This is a genomic window from Streptomyces barringtoniae, assembly GCF_020819595.1.
GTDB classification, from domain to species: Bacteria; Actinomycetota; Actinomycetes; order Streptomycetales; family Streptomycetaceae; genus Streptomyces; species Streptomyces barringtoniae.
This window is the reverse complement of sequence record NZ_JAJHNP010000007.1, coordinates 189,227-202,613: the sequence shown is the minus strand read 5'-3', so window position 1 is coordinate 202,613 and position 13,387 is coordinate 189,227. Positions and strand designations below refer to the sequence as shown.

Annotated in this window: 11 protein-coding genes; 7 read left to right on the top strand and 4 right to left on the bottom strand. The window is 72.1% G+C overall.

What is annotated here, in order from left to right; all coding sequences use genetic code 11:
- Positions 1-290 precede the first annotated feature (290 nt).
- A complete protein-coding gene (locus LMU33_RS14695) occupies positions 291-1,613 on the top strand; it encodes an MFS transporter (RefSeq protein WP_228620806.1) in 1,323 nt (440 codons plus the stop codon).
- 1 nt (position 1,614) lies between these two features.
- Complete coding sequence (locus LMU33_RS14690) at positions 1,615-3,033, top strand: OFA family MFS transporter (RefSeq protein ID WP_228620805.1); 1,419 nt, start codon at positions 1,615-1,617, stop codon at positions 3,031-3,033.
- Between the two features lie 325 nt (positions 3,034-3,358).
- Here LMU33_RS14690 and LMU33_RS14685 read toward each other — a convergent pair whose 3' ends face one another.
- From LMU33_RS14685 to LMU33_RS14675, 4 genes are all read right to left on the bottom strand, one after another.
- Entirely contained in the window at positions 3,359-4,036 is a 678-nt protein-coding gene (locus tag LMU33_RS14685) for a GntR family transcriptional regulator (protein WP_228620804.1), read from the bottom strand.
- A 118-nt stretch (positions 4,037-4,154) separates the two neighbouring features.
- Positions 4,155-5,102, bottom strand: coding sequence for a beta-ketoacyl-ACP synthase III (locus LMU33_RS14680; protein ID WP_228620803.1), 948 nt, complete (start codon positions 5,100-5,102; stop codon positions 4,155-4,157).
- A 138-nt stretch (positions 5,103-5,240) separates the two neighbouring features.
- A complete protein-coding gene (locus tag LMU33_RS41390; RefSeq protein WP_283844141.1) occupies positions 5,241-5,369 on the bottom strand; it encodes an MFS transporter small subunit in 129 nt (42 codons plus the stop codon).
- Positions 5,344-6,675 (bottom strand): OFA family MFS transporter, encoded by a 1,332-nt coding sequence (locus LMU33_RS14675; RefSeq protein ID WP_228620802.1) that lies wholly within the window; start codon positions 6,673-6,675, stop codon positions 5,344-5,346. Before LMU33_RS14675 ends, LMU33_RS41390 begins: the two co-directional genes overlap by 26 nt.
- A 223-nt stretch (positions 6,676-6,898) precedes the next feature.
- Here LMU33_RS14675 and LMU33_RS14670 point away from each other — a divergent pair, with 223 nt between their 5' ends.
- Genes LMU33_RS14670 through fdhD form a run of 5 tightly spaced genes read left to right on the top strand, consistent with a single transcriptional unit; the run spans position 6,899 to position 13,349 of the window.
- Positions 6,899-7,870: a 2-dehydropantoate 2-reductase gene (locus LMU33_RS14670; RefSeq protein ID WP_228620801.1), complete on the top strand. Its 972-nt coding sequence runs from the start codon at positions 6,899-6,901 to the stop codon at positions 7,868-7,870.
- Between the two features lie 23 nt (positions 7,871-7,893).
- Entirely contained in the window at positions 7,894-9,813 is a 1,920-nt protein-coding gene (locus tag LMU33_RS14665; protein WP_228620800.1) for a molybdopterin oxidoreductase family protein, read from the top strand.
- 5 nt (positions 9,814-9,818) lie between these two features.
- Entirely contained in the window at positions 9,819-11,636 is a 1,818-nt protein-coding gene (locus tag LMU33_RS14660; protein ID WP_228620799.1) for an NADH-ubiquinone oxidoreductase-F iron-sulfur binding region domain-containing protein, read from the top strand.
- Positions 11,633-12,493: a 2Fe-2S iron-sulfur cluster-binding protein gene (locus LMU33_RS14655; protein ID WP_228620798.1), complete on the top strand. Its 861-nt coding sequence runs from the start codon at positions 11,633-11,635 to the stop codon at positions 12,491-12,493. The genes LMU33_RS14660 and LMU33_RS14655 overlap by 4 nt, the downstream gene beginning before the upstream one ends.
- Positions 12,494-12,500: 7 nt before the next feature.
- Positions 12,501-13,349: a formate dehydrogenase accessory sulfurtransferase FdhD gene (fdhD, locus tag LMU33_RS14650; RefSeq protein ID WP_228620797.1), complete on the top strand. Its 849-nt coding sequence runs from the start codon at positions 12,501-12,503 to the stop codon at positions 13,347-13,349.
- Positions 13,350-13,387 lie beyond the last annotated feature (38 nt).

Below are 13,387 nucleotides of genomic sequence, written 5' to 3'. Positions count from 1 at the left end.
AGCAGCCGGGCTCCTGTGACGACCGGAGCCCACACGGCATCGGCCGGGAGGCCGGGGGTTGTCCCCGGGCGGAACACCGTCCGGTGCGGCGCGGGTGGCCGGGCTGTTGGGGGGCGGTTCATGAGCTGAGTGACGCGGGGGCCGGCCGGCGGTGCGCGTCGGTCGGCCCCGGGACCCGCGCGCGCACGAAAGGCAATGGACAGGGGGCGCTGGCCAGAACTTTCGACGCAAGGGGTGCAAGCCGCGAGATGGAAACCATCGATCCCCCCGCTCCCGTGCTGTGCAGGGAGGTGAGGGACCGCAGGGGCCGCGTGTACCGGGTCGGCGAGAGCGACGTCGAACTGCTGGGCCGTGGCCGGATCTGGATGGTCGTCCTGCCCTGGGTGGGCATGGCGGGCATCAGCTGGGCCGCGTACGCGTTCTTCGCGGCGCAGCCCGGTCTCCGTGCCGCCCACCGGTGGGGCGGGGACCTGTACTGGCCGGCCGGCGTGTGGGCGCTCGCCCAGGCGGCCGTCGCCCTCCCTGCCGGGCGGCTGCGGGAGAGCGGCCGGCTCCCCGCCCGTACGGCCATGACCACCGGAGCGCTCGGCACCCTGGCCGGGTACCTGGCGCTCGCCCTGGCCCCCCAACTCGACGTGGCCCGCCTCGCCTTCGCGGTGTGCGCCGGCGTCGGGGCCGGCCTGGTGCACGCCACCTGTCTGACGCTGCCGGGCAGGTGGTGGCCGGAGCGCCGGGGCGGCCCCACGGGAGTTGTGGCGAGCGGGCTCGCCTTCGGGGCCGTACCGCTTCTCCTCCCTCCGGTCGTCGGCGCCGACCCGCGGGTGCTGCTCGCGGTCGCGGGCGCCGGAGGGTCCCTGGCCGTGGCCGGCGCCGGCCGTCTCCTCCGGGACCCGCCGCGGAACTGGTGGCCGCCGCGGCCCGACCCGCTGGCCCTGCCGGCCGATCCCGTCGCCCGCCGGGCACGCGAGAAGAACCCGCCCGCCGTACGCCACCACACTCTCCGGCAGGCGGGCAGGAGCCCGGCGTTGTGGCTGACGTGGCTCTGCCTGCTGGGCATGGCCGCCGTCACCGTGCTGGGCATCCTCCTGCAGGTGCGGTACGCCCAACAGCTCGGTGTCTCGGGTGAGTTGCTGCGGTCGGTGACCGTCGCGGGCGCCGCCGCGGCGGCCGTGGCCGGTGCGCTGTCGGACCGCTCGGGGCGGCGCACCGCCCTGGTGGCGGCCTGTCTGCTGCTGGGCACCGCACAGTTCGGCGTGCTGATCGCGGCCCGCACGGGCAGCGGTGCGCTGCTCCTCGGTTGTGCGGCGGCCACCGGGGCCGCCGGTGCCACGGCCTTGGCGCTGGTCACCGCGCTGGCCGCGGACCTGTTCGGTGAGAACCACCACGCGAGCGTCCACGGACTGCTCACCGGCGCCTGGCTCCTGCCGGTCGCCGCCGGCTGCGGCACGGGGGCGGCCGGGTACGCCGCCCGGGACCCGCACGCCGCGTTCCTCCTGGCGGGCTGCACCGGGCTCGCCTGCGCCGCAGTGGCGCTGTTCCTCAGAGCGCCGGGCAGGCTCAGCGTCCGGCGCATCGTCCCCAATCCCCACCCCCTCGGCGAGGAGATGGCCTGACATGACGGCTGATCCCACAACAAGGAACACGCCGGCCGATCCCGGCGCGGCGAACCGCTCGTACCGCGAAGTCACCGACTCCCGGGGGCGGGTCTACCGCGTCGGCGAGACGGACCGCGACATACTCGGCCACTCGCGCAAGCTCATGGTGTACCTGCCGTGGATATCGATGATGGCCATCAGCGTCTCGGAGTACGCCTACGGCTCCGCCGAGGACACCCTGTCCGCAGCGCACGGCTGGACCCAGAGCAACACGTTCTGGATCCTCAGCGTCTGGGTGTTCTTCCAGGCCGGCATCGCCTTCCCGGCGGGCTGGCTGCGGGAGAAGGGCATCCTCACCGCGCGCCGCGCGATGTACCTCGGCTCCGCGATGTGTCTGCTCGGCTTCCTGGCGCTGTCCCACCTGGACGACGTGTTCCTGGCGATCCTCGGTTTCGGTGTCGTCGGCGGCGTCGGCTCCGGGCTGATCTACGCGACCTGCATCAACATGGTCGGCAAGTGGTTCCCGGAGCGGCGCGGCGCGAAGACCGGCTTCGTCAACGGCGGCTTCGCGTACGGCTCGCTGCCGTTCATCTTCATCTTCAACTACGCCTTCGACACGGGCAATTACAACGAGGTGCTGGATCTGATCGGGGTCTACGTGCTGATCGTGGTCGCCGTGTGCGCGTGGTTCTTCAAGGACCCGCCGAAGAACTGGTGGCCGGCCGACGTCGACCCGCTGTCGTTCTCGGGGAACACCCGCAGCGCCGTGAGTCTGACCAAGAACCCGCCAGCCGTACGGCAGTTCACGCCCATGGAGGCCGTCCGGACCGGCATGCTGCCGCTGATGTGGATCACCGTGGTGATGACCGCCGGGGTGTCGATCTTCGGGATCTCCTTCCAGGTGGACTTCGCCAAGAAGATCGGCTTCGGGCCGCTGGTCGCGGCGTCGTCGATGGGCGTGATGGCCGTCATCAACGGCGTGGGGCGGGCCGCGGTCGGGTGGCTGTCGGACCGGTGGGGCCGCAAGACGACCCTGGTCTTCGTCATCGTGGTGCTCGGGCTCGCCCAGTTCGGCGTCATCTGGGCCGGTGACGTAAAGAGCGAGTGGCTGTTCCTGTTCTTCGCCTTCCTCTCCGGTTTCGGCGGCGGCGCCTTCTACCCGATGTTCGCGGCGCTGACCCCGGACTACTTCGGCGAGAACTACAACGCCACGAACTACGGCCTCGTCTACAGCGGCAAGCTGGTCAGCGGCCTGTTCGGCGGCGGCCTCGGCTCCATGGTGGTCGGCGCCTGGGGCTACAACGGCGCCTACGCGCTGGCCGGCGGGGTGTCCATGGTGGCGGCGGCGATCGCCCTGCTGCTGCGCCAGCCGGGCGGGGACAGCACCGGGCGGACCGAGCGGACCGCCACGACACCGAGGACACAGCCGACGTCCTGAGCGCAGCCGGCAAGGCCGCCCTGTGGATGTTCCCCCTCTGCGATCCGCTCATCGGTCGCCGGAGGGGGATCTCCGCATGCCGGTTCCGGACGGCGCGCCCGCGATCCCCCGGATCTTGACCATGCGGGACGTGGAGGCAGGCCGAGACCTCGTTCCGGGCACCGCGGGCCCACCGGCGGCCGTCGGCCGGCGATGAACGCGTGCTACCACGCCTTCCTGCCGACCCCGCTCGGCATCGCCCAGTGCGCGGGCGACGCGGTCTTCCGTACGGCCGACCGTGTACCTGTCTGCGGTGAACTCCCGCCGCAGATGGCCGCGTTGGCGATCAGGACCCGTTGCGCTCGTGGTAGGAGCGGCGGGTGTGTTCCGTGTGGGTGCGCATCAGTTGCGCGGCCCGCTGTTCGTCGCGGGCGGCGATCGCGGTGATCAGTTCGCGGTGCTCGATCCAGGACTGGCGTCCGCGCTGGCGGGCCACCGGGGTGTAGTACCAGCGGACCCGGCGGTCGACCTGGGCGGCGAGTTCGGCGAGGACCGCGTTGCCCGCCAGTTCCATGATCTTGGTGTGGAAGGCCGCGTTGAGGGCGACGGCGCGGTCCACGTCGTCGGCGGCGACGGCCTTCTCGCCCTCGGCGCACAGCTCCTCCAGCGCGCCGACGCCCGGGGCACCGGCGTGCGTGGCGGCCAGCCGGGCCGCCTCCGCCTCCAGCAGGGTGCGGACGGTGAGGAGCTGGTCGGCCTCCTCCTCGGTCGGCTCGTGCACGAACGCGCCCTGTGCGGGCCGCAGATCGACCCAGCCCTCGGTGTTGAGCCGCTGCAGTGCCTCGCGCACCGGCTGCCGGGAGACGCCGAGGTGTCCGGCGAGCTCGCTCTCGACCAGATGCTGGCCGGGCTGCAGTGCGCGGGTGGTGATGAGCTCCAGCAGTGCCTCGTAGACGCGCTCGCGCAGCGGTCCGGGGCGTTCCAGCCTGGGCACCGCCCCCTGCGGCAGTCCGGTCGGCAACATCGCGGTCCCCCTCCTGGGCAGGTCCGGCTGTGTGGACGCTGGACGCTCAGTATCGATTGTCTTTTGTCTACAGTCTACGGTGCACAAAATCCAGACCTGTTTGCGCCCACTTCGCCGTTCAGGGGCAGCGTACGACCTGCCCGGCGTAGGACAGGTTGCCGCCGAAGCCGAACAGCAGCACCGGATCGCCGGCGCTGAGCGCCCCCCGCTCGAGCAGCTTGGAGAAGGCGAGCGGGATGCTGGCGGCCGAGGTGTTGCCGGATTCCGTGACATCGCGGGCGACCACGGCGTTGACGGCGCCGAGCTTCTCGGCCAGCGGCTCGATGATGCGCAGGTTGGCCTGGTGCAGGACGACCCCGGCGAGGTCCTCGGGGGCCACCCCGGCCCGTTCGCAGGCGCGGCGGGCGACGGCCGGAAGCTGAGTGGTGGCCCAGCGGTAGACGCTCTGCCCCTCCTGCGCGAACCGCGGCGGGGTGCCCTCGATCCGCACGGCGTGCCCCATCTCCGGCACCGATCCCCACAGCACCGGCCCGATGCCCGGCTCCTCCCCCGGCGGGCAGGCCTCGACGACGGCGGCCCCGGCCCCGTCGCCGACCAGCACACACGTGGTGCGGTCGCTCCAGTCGGTGACGTCGGACATCTTGTCGGCGCCGATGACCAGCGCGCGGGCGGCCGCGCCGGCCCGGACGGTGTGGTCCGCGGTGGCCAGCGCGTGGGTGAACCCGGCGCACACCACGTTGACGTCCATCGCGGCGGGCTGCGGGATGCCGAGCCGGGCCGCGACCCGGGCGGCGGTGTTCGGGGAACGGTCGATGGCCGTGGAGGTGGCGACCAGGACCAGGTCGATGTCGCCGGGGGTCAGACCGGCGGCAGCGAGGGCCTTGGCGGCGGCGTGCGCGGCCAGCTCGTCGACCGGCTCGTCCGGTCCGGCGATGTGCCGGTTCCGGATGCCGACCCGGCTGCGGATCCACTCGTCGCTGGTGTCGACCATGCCGGCCAGGTCCTCGTTGGTGAGTACCCGGGCGGGCTGGTAGTGACCGATGGCGGCGATGCGCGAGCCGTGCATGGCGGAAGTCCCCTCGTGGCCGTGGGTAGCGGGATCCACCAGTCTGATCAGTGACCCACGGGTACGACGGCAGGTGAAGCCACAGGAATCGGGCGTCCGAGTTGTCGGCTTCCCTCAGACCCTCGGACGCCCGAGCACTCACCCTGTGAACAGCTGCGTCGCCTTCTGCACGAGTTCGTACACCCCGTAGGCTAGGGGCGCCCCCACCCACAGCCAGGCGAGGGCGATCAGGCCCCGGCGGCTAGGCGGGCTGCTGGCGCTGGGCATCTGCGGCCTCCCTCTGGGCGGGGATGTGGTGGCGGGTGTGGACGGGCCGGACGAGTTCGTTGGCGACGAAGCCGACGACGAGCAGGCCGATCATGATGCCGAACGACAGCCCGTACAGCGCCGGGCCGTGCTTCCCGGCCTCCTTCTGCCGGTCCGCGATCCAGTTGACGATCAGCGGTCCGAGCACGCCCGCGGTGGACCAGGCGGTGAGCAGCCGGCCGTGGATGGCGCCGACCTGGTGGGTGCCGAAGAGGTCCTTCAGATAGGCGGGGACCGTCGCGAAGCCGCCGCCGTAGAAGGAGAGGATCACGAGCGCGCACAGCACGAACAGCGGCTTCGCCGAGTCCCCGAACAGGGCGATGAGCAGGTACATCAGGGCGCCGACGCCGAGGTAGCAGCGGTAGATGTTCTTGCGGCCGATCCGGTCGGAGGCGGACGACCAGCCGATCCGGCCGGCCATGTTGGCCGCCGACAGCAGCGCGACGAAACCGGCGGCCGCGGAGGCCGACACCGGCGTGGAGCTGTCCGCGAAGAAGTCCGTGATCATCGGGGCGGCCTTCTCCAGGATGCCGATGCCGGCGGTCACGTTGGTGCACAGCACGACCCACAGCAACCAGAACTGGGGGGTGCGCAGCGCGCTGTTGGCGGACACCTGCACACCGGCGACGGAGCTCGGCCCGCTCGCACCCGCGCCGGGCGTGTCCCCGCGGGGCACCCGCACGAGGAACACGCCGAGCGTCATGAAGACGGCGTACGACAGTCCGTGCACCAGGAACGCGAGGGCGATCCCGGAGTGGCCGGTGCCGAAGGAGGAGAGCATCTGCGCCGACCAGGGCGAGGCGATCAGGGCGCCGCCGCCGAAGCCCATGATGGCGATGCCGGTGGCCATGCCGGGCCGGTCCGGGAACCACTTGATCAGGGTGGAGACGGGCGAGATGTACCCGATGCCGAGGCCGATCCCGCCGACGAAGCCGTAGCCGAGGACGATCAGCCAGTACTGCTGCGTCTGGGCGCCGAGCGCGGAGATCAGGAAGCCGGAGGAGAAGCAGACGAGGGCCACGGTCATCGCCCAGCGCGGCCCGTTGCGCTCCACGAGCGTGCCGCCGAACGCGGCGGACAGGCCGAGCATCACGATCGCGAGCTGGAAGGGCAACGCGCTCTGGGTGCCGTCGAGATGGAGCGCGGATTCCAGCGGCGGCTTGAACACGCTCCAGGCGTAGGCCTGCCCGATGGACAGATGGACGGCGAGGGCGGCGGGCGGGACGAGCCAGCGGCTCCAGCCCGGGGGTGCGAGAGGGGGGCTCATGCCCGCGGACGGTAGGGCGGGCGGCGGGAGTTGAGAAGGGCGCGGTCGACCGTATGCGGTGAACGGTGTCCCGGAGGCGCTCAACGGTCGCGCGCGAACCCTTGCTCAGCACCATTCCATACTGTAGACAATATTTCGTCGACAGCATCCAGCCGACGAGCGTGCTCGCGTCGGCCCTGATTCCCCTCTCCGCGGTATCCCTCAAACCGAACGGAGTGCTCCCGTGAAAGTGGCAGTTCTCGGCGCCGGCGCCATCGGCGCCTACGTCGGTGCCGCGCTCCACCGCGCCGGCGCCGATGTGCATCTCATCGCCCGTGGACCGCATCTCGCGGCCATGAGGCAGCACGGAGTGCGCGTGCTCAGCCCGCGCGGCGACTTCACCGCGCACCCCCACGCCACCGACGATCCCGGCGAGGTCGGCCCGGCGGACTACGTCTTCCTCGGCCTGAAGGCCAACGCGTACGCGGCGTGCGGGCCGCTGATCGCACCGCTGCTGCACGAGCGCACCGCGGTGGTGGCCGCGCAGAACGGCATCCCCTGGTGGTACTTCCACCGGCACGGCGGCCCCTACGACGGCCACCGCCTCGAGAGCGTCGACCCGGACGGCGCCGTCAGCCGCGTCCTCGCCCCCGAGCGGGCCGTCGGCTGCGTCGTCTACGCGGCCACCGAACTCCAAGGACCCGGCGTCGTACGGCATTTGGAAGGCACCCGGTTCTCCCTCGGCGAGCCCGACCGCAGCATCTCCGCGCGCTGCCTGGACCTCAGCGAGGCCATGCGGACCGGCGGGCTGAAGTGCCCGGTGGAGACCGACCTGCGCGGGGACATCTGGGTCAAGCTGCTCGGGAACATCTCGTTCAACCCGATCAGCGCCCTGGCCCGCGCCACCATGCGGCAGATGTGCCTGCACGGCGGCACCCGCCGGGTCATCGAGACGATGATGCGCGAGACGCTGTCGGTCGCCGAGGCCCTCGGCTGCACGGTCGGCGTCTCCGTCGAACGCCGGCTCGCGGGCGCCGAACGCGTCGGCGACCACCGCACCTCCACCCTCCAGGACCTGGAGCGCGGCAAGCCGCTGGAGCTGGACGTGCTGCTCGCGGCCGTCGTCGAACTCGCGGAGATCACCGGCGTGGAGGTGCCCACCCTGCGCACCGTGCACGCCATCTCGGACCTGCTCGCGCTGAGGAGCGCCGCATGAGGAACATGCCTGAGGAGCGCCGCATGAGGAAACGGCAACCGAAGACCTACACCCGGCTGACCCACCCGCTGGTCCGGGACAGCCGCGACGAACCGTTCCGTCAGGCGAGCTGGGAGGAGGCGCTGGACCGGGCGGCCCGGGGCCTCGCCCGCAACAAGGGCGCGTTCGGGATGTTCTCCTGCGCCCGCGCCACCAACGAGATGAACTACGTGGCCCAGAAGTTCGCCCGGGTCGTCATGGGCACCAACAACGTCGACTCCTGCAACCGCACCTGCCACGCCCCGAGCGTCGCGGGCCTGTCGGCGGCGTTCGGCTCCGGCGGGGGCACGTCGTCGTACGAGGAGATCGAGCACACCGACGTCATCGTGATGTGGGGGTCCAACGCGCGTTTCGCGCACCCGATCTTCTTCCAGCACGTGCTGAAGGGGATCAGGAACGGCGCCCGGATGTACGCGGTCGACCCGCGGCGCACCTCCACCGCCGAGTGGGCGGAGAGCTGGCTCGGGCTGAACGTGGGCACGGACATCCCGATGGCGCACGCGATCGGCCGCGAGATCATCCGGGCCGGTCTCGCCAACGAGACGTTCGTCGAGCGGGCGACCACCGGCTTCGAGGAGTACCGCGCGCTGGTCGAGCCGTGGACGCTGTCGCTCGCCGAGAAGGTGACCGGCGTACCGGCCCGCGCGATACGGGAGCTGGCGCACGCCTACGCCCGCGCCGAGCGTGCCCAGCTGTGCTGGACGCTGGGCATCACCGAGCACCACAACGGCACCGACAACGTCCGCGCGCTGATCAACCTGTCCCTGCTCACCGGCCACGTCGGCCGCTACGGCTCGGGTCTGCAGCCGCTGCGCGGGCAGAACAACGTGCAGGGCGGCGGCGACATGGGCGCGATCCCCAACCGGCTGCCCGGCTTCCAGGACATCCTCGACCCCGATGTCCGGCTGAAGTTCGAGTCCGCCTGGGACACCGTCGTCCAGCCGCACTACGGGCTGAATCTCACGGAGATGTTCGAGGCGATGGAGGAGGGGAGTCTGCGGGCCGTGTACTGCATCGGGGAGAACCCGGCGCAGTCGGAGGCCGACAGCGAGCGGGCCGTACGGCGGCTGAAGGCGCTGGACTTCCTCGTCGTGCAGGACATCTTCCTCACCAGGACGGCCGAACTGGCGGACGTCGTGCTGCCGGCGACCGCCGGGTGGGCGGAGACCGAGGGCACGACCACCAACAGCGAGCGCCGGGTGCAGCGGGTGCGGCGTGCGGTCACCCCGCCCGGGGAGGCCCGCGAGGACATCCACATCATCTGCGAGCTGGCCGCCCGGCTGGGCCACGACTGGAAGTACGCCGACGCCGAGGCCGTCTGGAACGAGCTGCGCTCGGTGTCCCCGGACCACTACGGGATGACGTACGAGCGGCTGGAGGAGCACCGGGGCATCCAGTGGCCCTGCCCCAGCACCGACCGGCTCGAACCGACGTACCTGCACGGCCGGTTGTGGGAGTCCGAGCCGGACATGCGGGGTGTGCCGGCACCCTTCGGGCTGGTGCAGCACGATCCGCCGGTGGACCTCACCGACGAGGAGTACCCGATCCGGCTGACCACCGGGCGGCGCCTGGACTCGTACAACACCGGTGTGCAGAGCGGCGGTTTCGCCTCCCCGCTGCGCCGCGGCGAGTACGTCGAGCTGTGCCCGGAGGACGCCGAGCGCCACGGGGTCGTGGTCGGCGAGGAGGTGCGGGTCGTCTCGCGGCGCGGATCGGTGCTGGCGCCGGTGTGGGTCGACACCGCGCTGCGGCCCGGGCTGGCCTTCATGACCATGCACTTTCCCGACGAGGTGGACACCAACCAGCTGACGATCGAGGCCAACTGCCCGATCGCGGGGACGGCGGAGTTCAAGGCGTCGGCGATCCGCATCGAGAAGCTGCCCGCAGCGACGTACGTGAGGTGACGTGAGTGGACCTGCACTTCGGCGACGGCAAGCCGACGGACGAGGAACGGGCCGCCGTGGACGCCCTGTTGGGCCCGCCCGAGTCCTCCTGGGAGGGCGCCGACCGCAGCGACGCCGACCTTCGGTGGGCGCGCGGCGGGCGGGCGGCCCGGGACCGGCGCGATCTGCTGCTGCCGGGGCTGCACGCCCTCAATGACCGGGTCGGCTGGATCAGCGAGGGCGGCCTCGGCTATCTCTGCCGCCGGCTGACCGTGCCGCCGGCCGAGGCCTACGGGGTCGCCACCTTCTACGCCATGTTCTCCCTGAAGCCCCGCCCGGCGACCGTGCTGCACGTGTGCACCGACCTGGCCTGCGCGGCCGCCGGAGCCGAGGCGCTGTGCACGGGCGTGGAGGAAGGTCTCGGCAGCGGGGCCGGGGTCGAGCGCAGTCCCTGCCTGGGCCTGTGCGAACGCGCTCCGGCGACCCTCGCCGTCCGGGCGGGCGATCCGGTGCGTACGGCGGTGGCGGCACCGGCGACCGTGGACGAGGCCGTACGCGCGGCCGCCGCGCCCGACTCGGCACCGGAGGAACCTGAGGCGGTCATGGCGGTGCCTCAGGCCGGCCGGGATGACCTCGTGCTGTTGCGGCGCGTGGGGGTCGTCGACCCGGCCTCCCTGGACGACTACCGCGCGCACGGCGGGTATACGGCGTTGCGCCGGGCCTTCGAGCTGGGGCCGGCCGAAGTCATCCGCGAGGTCACCGACTCCGGCCTGGTCGGCCGCGGCGGCGCCGCCTTCCCCACCGGCCGCAAATGGCAGGCCACGGCGTCCCAGCCCGACCACCCGCACTACCTCGTGTGCAACGCCGACGAATCCGAGCCGGGCACCTTCAAGGACCGCGTGCTCATGGAGGGCGACCCGTACGCGCTGGTCGAGGCGATGACCGTCGCGGCGTACGCGACCGGCGCCCACAAGGGCTACCTCTATCTGCGCGGCGAGTACCCGCGCGCCCTGCGCCGCCTGGAGCACGCGATCGGGCAGGCACGCGCGCGTGGGTTCCTGGGGGACGACGTCCTCGGTCAGGGCTACGCCTTCGACATCGAGATCCGGCGGGGCGCGGGGGCGTACATCTGCGGTGAGGAGACGGCCCTGTTCAACTCCATCGAGGGCTACCGGGGCGAGCCGCGCTCCAAGCCGCCGTTCCCGGTGGAGAAGGGGCTGTTCGGCAAGCCGACGGTCGAGAACAACGTCGAGACGCTGGTCAACGTCCTGCCGGTCCTGACCATGGGCGCCCCGGCGTACGCGGCGATCGGCACCGAAAGGTCGACCGGGCCGAAGCTGTACTGCGTCTCCGGGAGCGTGGCGCGGCCCGGTGTCTACGAACTCCCCTTCGGTGCCACGCTCGGCGAGCTGCTCGGACTGGCCGGGGTCCGGGAGGGGTTGCGGGCGGTGCTGCTCGGCGGCGCGGCGGGCGGGTTCGTCCGGCCCGACGAGCTGGACATCCCGCTGACGTTCGAGGGCACCCGTCAGGCGGGCACCACGCTCGGCTCGGGCGTGGTGATGGCCTTCGACGACAGCGTGCCGCTGCCCCGGCTGCTGCTCAGGATCGCCGAGTTCTTCCGGGAGGAGTCCTGCGGGCAGTGCGTGCCGTGCCGGGTCGGGACCGTCCGGCAGGAGGAGGCGCTGCGCCGGATCGCCGAGCGGACCGGGGCCGCGGCCGCCGACGACATCGCCCTGCTGCGGGAGGTCGGCCGGGCGATGCGGGACGCCTCGATCTGCGGCCTGGGGCAGACCGCCTGGAACGCCGTGGAATCCGCCATCGACCGTCTGGGGGCGTACGCATGACCGTCACACCGCTGGGGATCCCGCGCCGGCTGCTGGAGTGCACCATAGACGGCGAGCCCGCGCGGGTCCCGGAGGGCTCGACCGTCCTGGACGCCTGCCGGGCGGCCGGGAAGGACGTCCCGACGCTGTGCCAGGGCGACACGCTGCGCCCGAAGAACGCCTGCCGGGTGTGCGTGGTGGAGGTCGAGGGCTCGCGGACGCTGGTGCCGGCCTGCTCGCGCAGGGCGGAGCCGGGGATGGAGGTCCGCACCGACAGCGAGCGCGCCCGGCACAGCCGGAAGATCGTCCTGGAGCTGCTCGCCTCCTCGGTCGACTTGTCGACCACGCCGAAGGCGGCCGAGTGGATCAAGGAGTACGAGGCGAAGCCGGACCGCTTCGGCCCCGACGCGGCCCGGGTGAACGAGGAACCGAGGATCGACAACGAGCTGTACGTACGCGACTACGGCAAGTGCATCCTGTGCTACAAGTGCGTCGACGCCTGCGGCGACCAGTGGCAGAACTCCTTCGCGATCTCGGTCGCCGGGCGCGGTTTCGACGCCCGGATCGCCGTCGAGCACGACGCTCCGCTCACCGACTCGGCGTGCGTGTACTGCGGGAACTGCGTCGAGGTGTGCCCGACCGGGGCGCTCGCGCCGAAGACGGAGTTCGACATGCGGGCGGCGGGCACCTGGGACGAGTCCCGGCAGACGCGGACGTCCACGGTGTGCGCGTACTGCGGAGTGGGCTGCACCCTCACGCTCCATGTGCAGGACAATGAGATCGTGAAGGTCACCTCGCCGCACGACAACCCGGTGACCCACGGCAATCTCTGCATCAAGGGCCGTTTCGGCTACCAGCACGTACAGAACCGGGGCTGATCAGGACATGGGACGAGTCACGGAACGACGCAAGGTCCTCCGCATCCGGGACGGGGCGCTCTCCACCCGGCCGGACACACTCGTCGCCGAGGAACCCCTGGAGATCCGGCTCAACGGCAAGCCGCTCGCGATCACCATGCGCACACCCGGCGACGACTTCGCGCTGGCGGCGGGCTTCCTGGTGAGCGAGGGCGTCCTGGCCACCGCGGACGATCTGCAGAACATCGTCTACTGCGCGGGTGCGACGGCGGACGGCTCGAACACCTACAACGTGGTCGACGTGAAGACCGCGCCCGGCGTCGCCCTGCCGGACTTCACCCTGGAGCGGAACGTCTACACGTCCTCCTCGTGCGGCCTGTGCGGCAAGGCCAGCCTGGACGCCGTACGGACGACGGCGCGCTTCCCGATCGCCGACACTCCCCCGGTCCGGGTCGCCCCGGAGCTGCTGGCGAGCCTCCCCGACCGGCTGCGGGCGGCCCAGCGGGTGTTCGACCGGACCGGGGGCCTGCACGCGGCGGCCCTGTTCTCCGAGGCCGGCGAGCTGCTGGACATACGGGAGGACGTGGGCCGGCACAACGCGGTCGACAAACTGGTCGGGCGGGCGCTGCAGAACGGCGGGCTGCCGCTGTCGCGGGCGATCCTGCTGGTCTCCGGGCGGGCCTCGTTCGAGCTGGCGCAGAAGGCGGTGATGGCGGGCATCCCGGTGCTGGCCGCGGTGTCGGCGCCGTCGTCGCTGGCGGTGGACCTGGCCGCGGAGACGGGTCTGACGCTGGTGGGGTTCCTGCGGGGCAGCTCGATGAACGTGTACGCGGGCGAGCACCGCATCGCCCTGCGGGAGGCGGCCGCCCAGGGCTGAGGTGCCTCCCCGCGGCACGGCGGCGGGGCCCGGACCGG

Excerpts from the sequence above, each read along its gene's own strand:
- LMU33_RS14685 (WP_228620804.1), bottom strand. The coding sequence starts at position 4,036 with ATGTTGCCGACCGGACTGCCGCAGGGGGCGGTGCCCAGGCTGGAACGC.
- fdhD (WP_228620797.1), top strand. The coding sequence starts at position 12,501 with ATGGGACGAGTCACGGAACGACGCAAGGTCCTCCGCATCCGGGACGGG.
- LMU33_RS14655 (WP_228620798.1), top strand. The coding sequence starts at position 11,633 with ATGACCGTCACACCGCTGGGGATCCCGCGCCGGCTGCTGGAGTGCACC.
- LMU33_RS14675 (WP_228620802.1), bottom strand. The coding sequence starts at position 6,675 with ATGAGCCCCCCTCTCGCACCCCCGGGCTGGAGCCGCTGGCTCGTCCCG.
- LMU33_RS14690 (WP_228620805.1), top strand. The coding sequence starts at position 1,615 with ATGACGGCTGATCCCACAACAAGGAACACGCCGGCCGATCCCGGCGCG.
- LMU33_RS41390 (WP_283844141.1), bottom strand. The coding sequence starts at position 5,369 with ATGCCCAGCGCCAGCAGCCCGCCTAGCCGCCGGGGCCTGATCGCCCTC.
- LMU33_RS14665 (WP_228620800.1), top strand. The coding sequence starts at position 7,894 with ATGAGGAAACGGCAACCGAAGACCTACACCCGGCTGACCCACCCGCTG.
- LMU33_RS14680 (WP_228620803.1), bottom strand. The coding sequence starts at position 5,102 with ATGCACGGCTCGCGCATCGCCGCCATCGGTCACTACCAGCCCGCCCGG.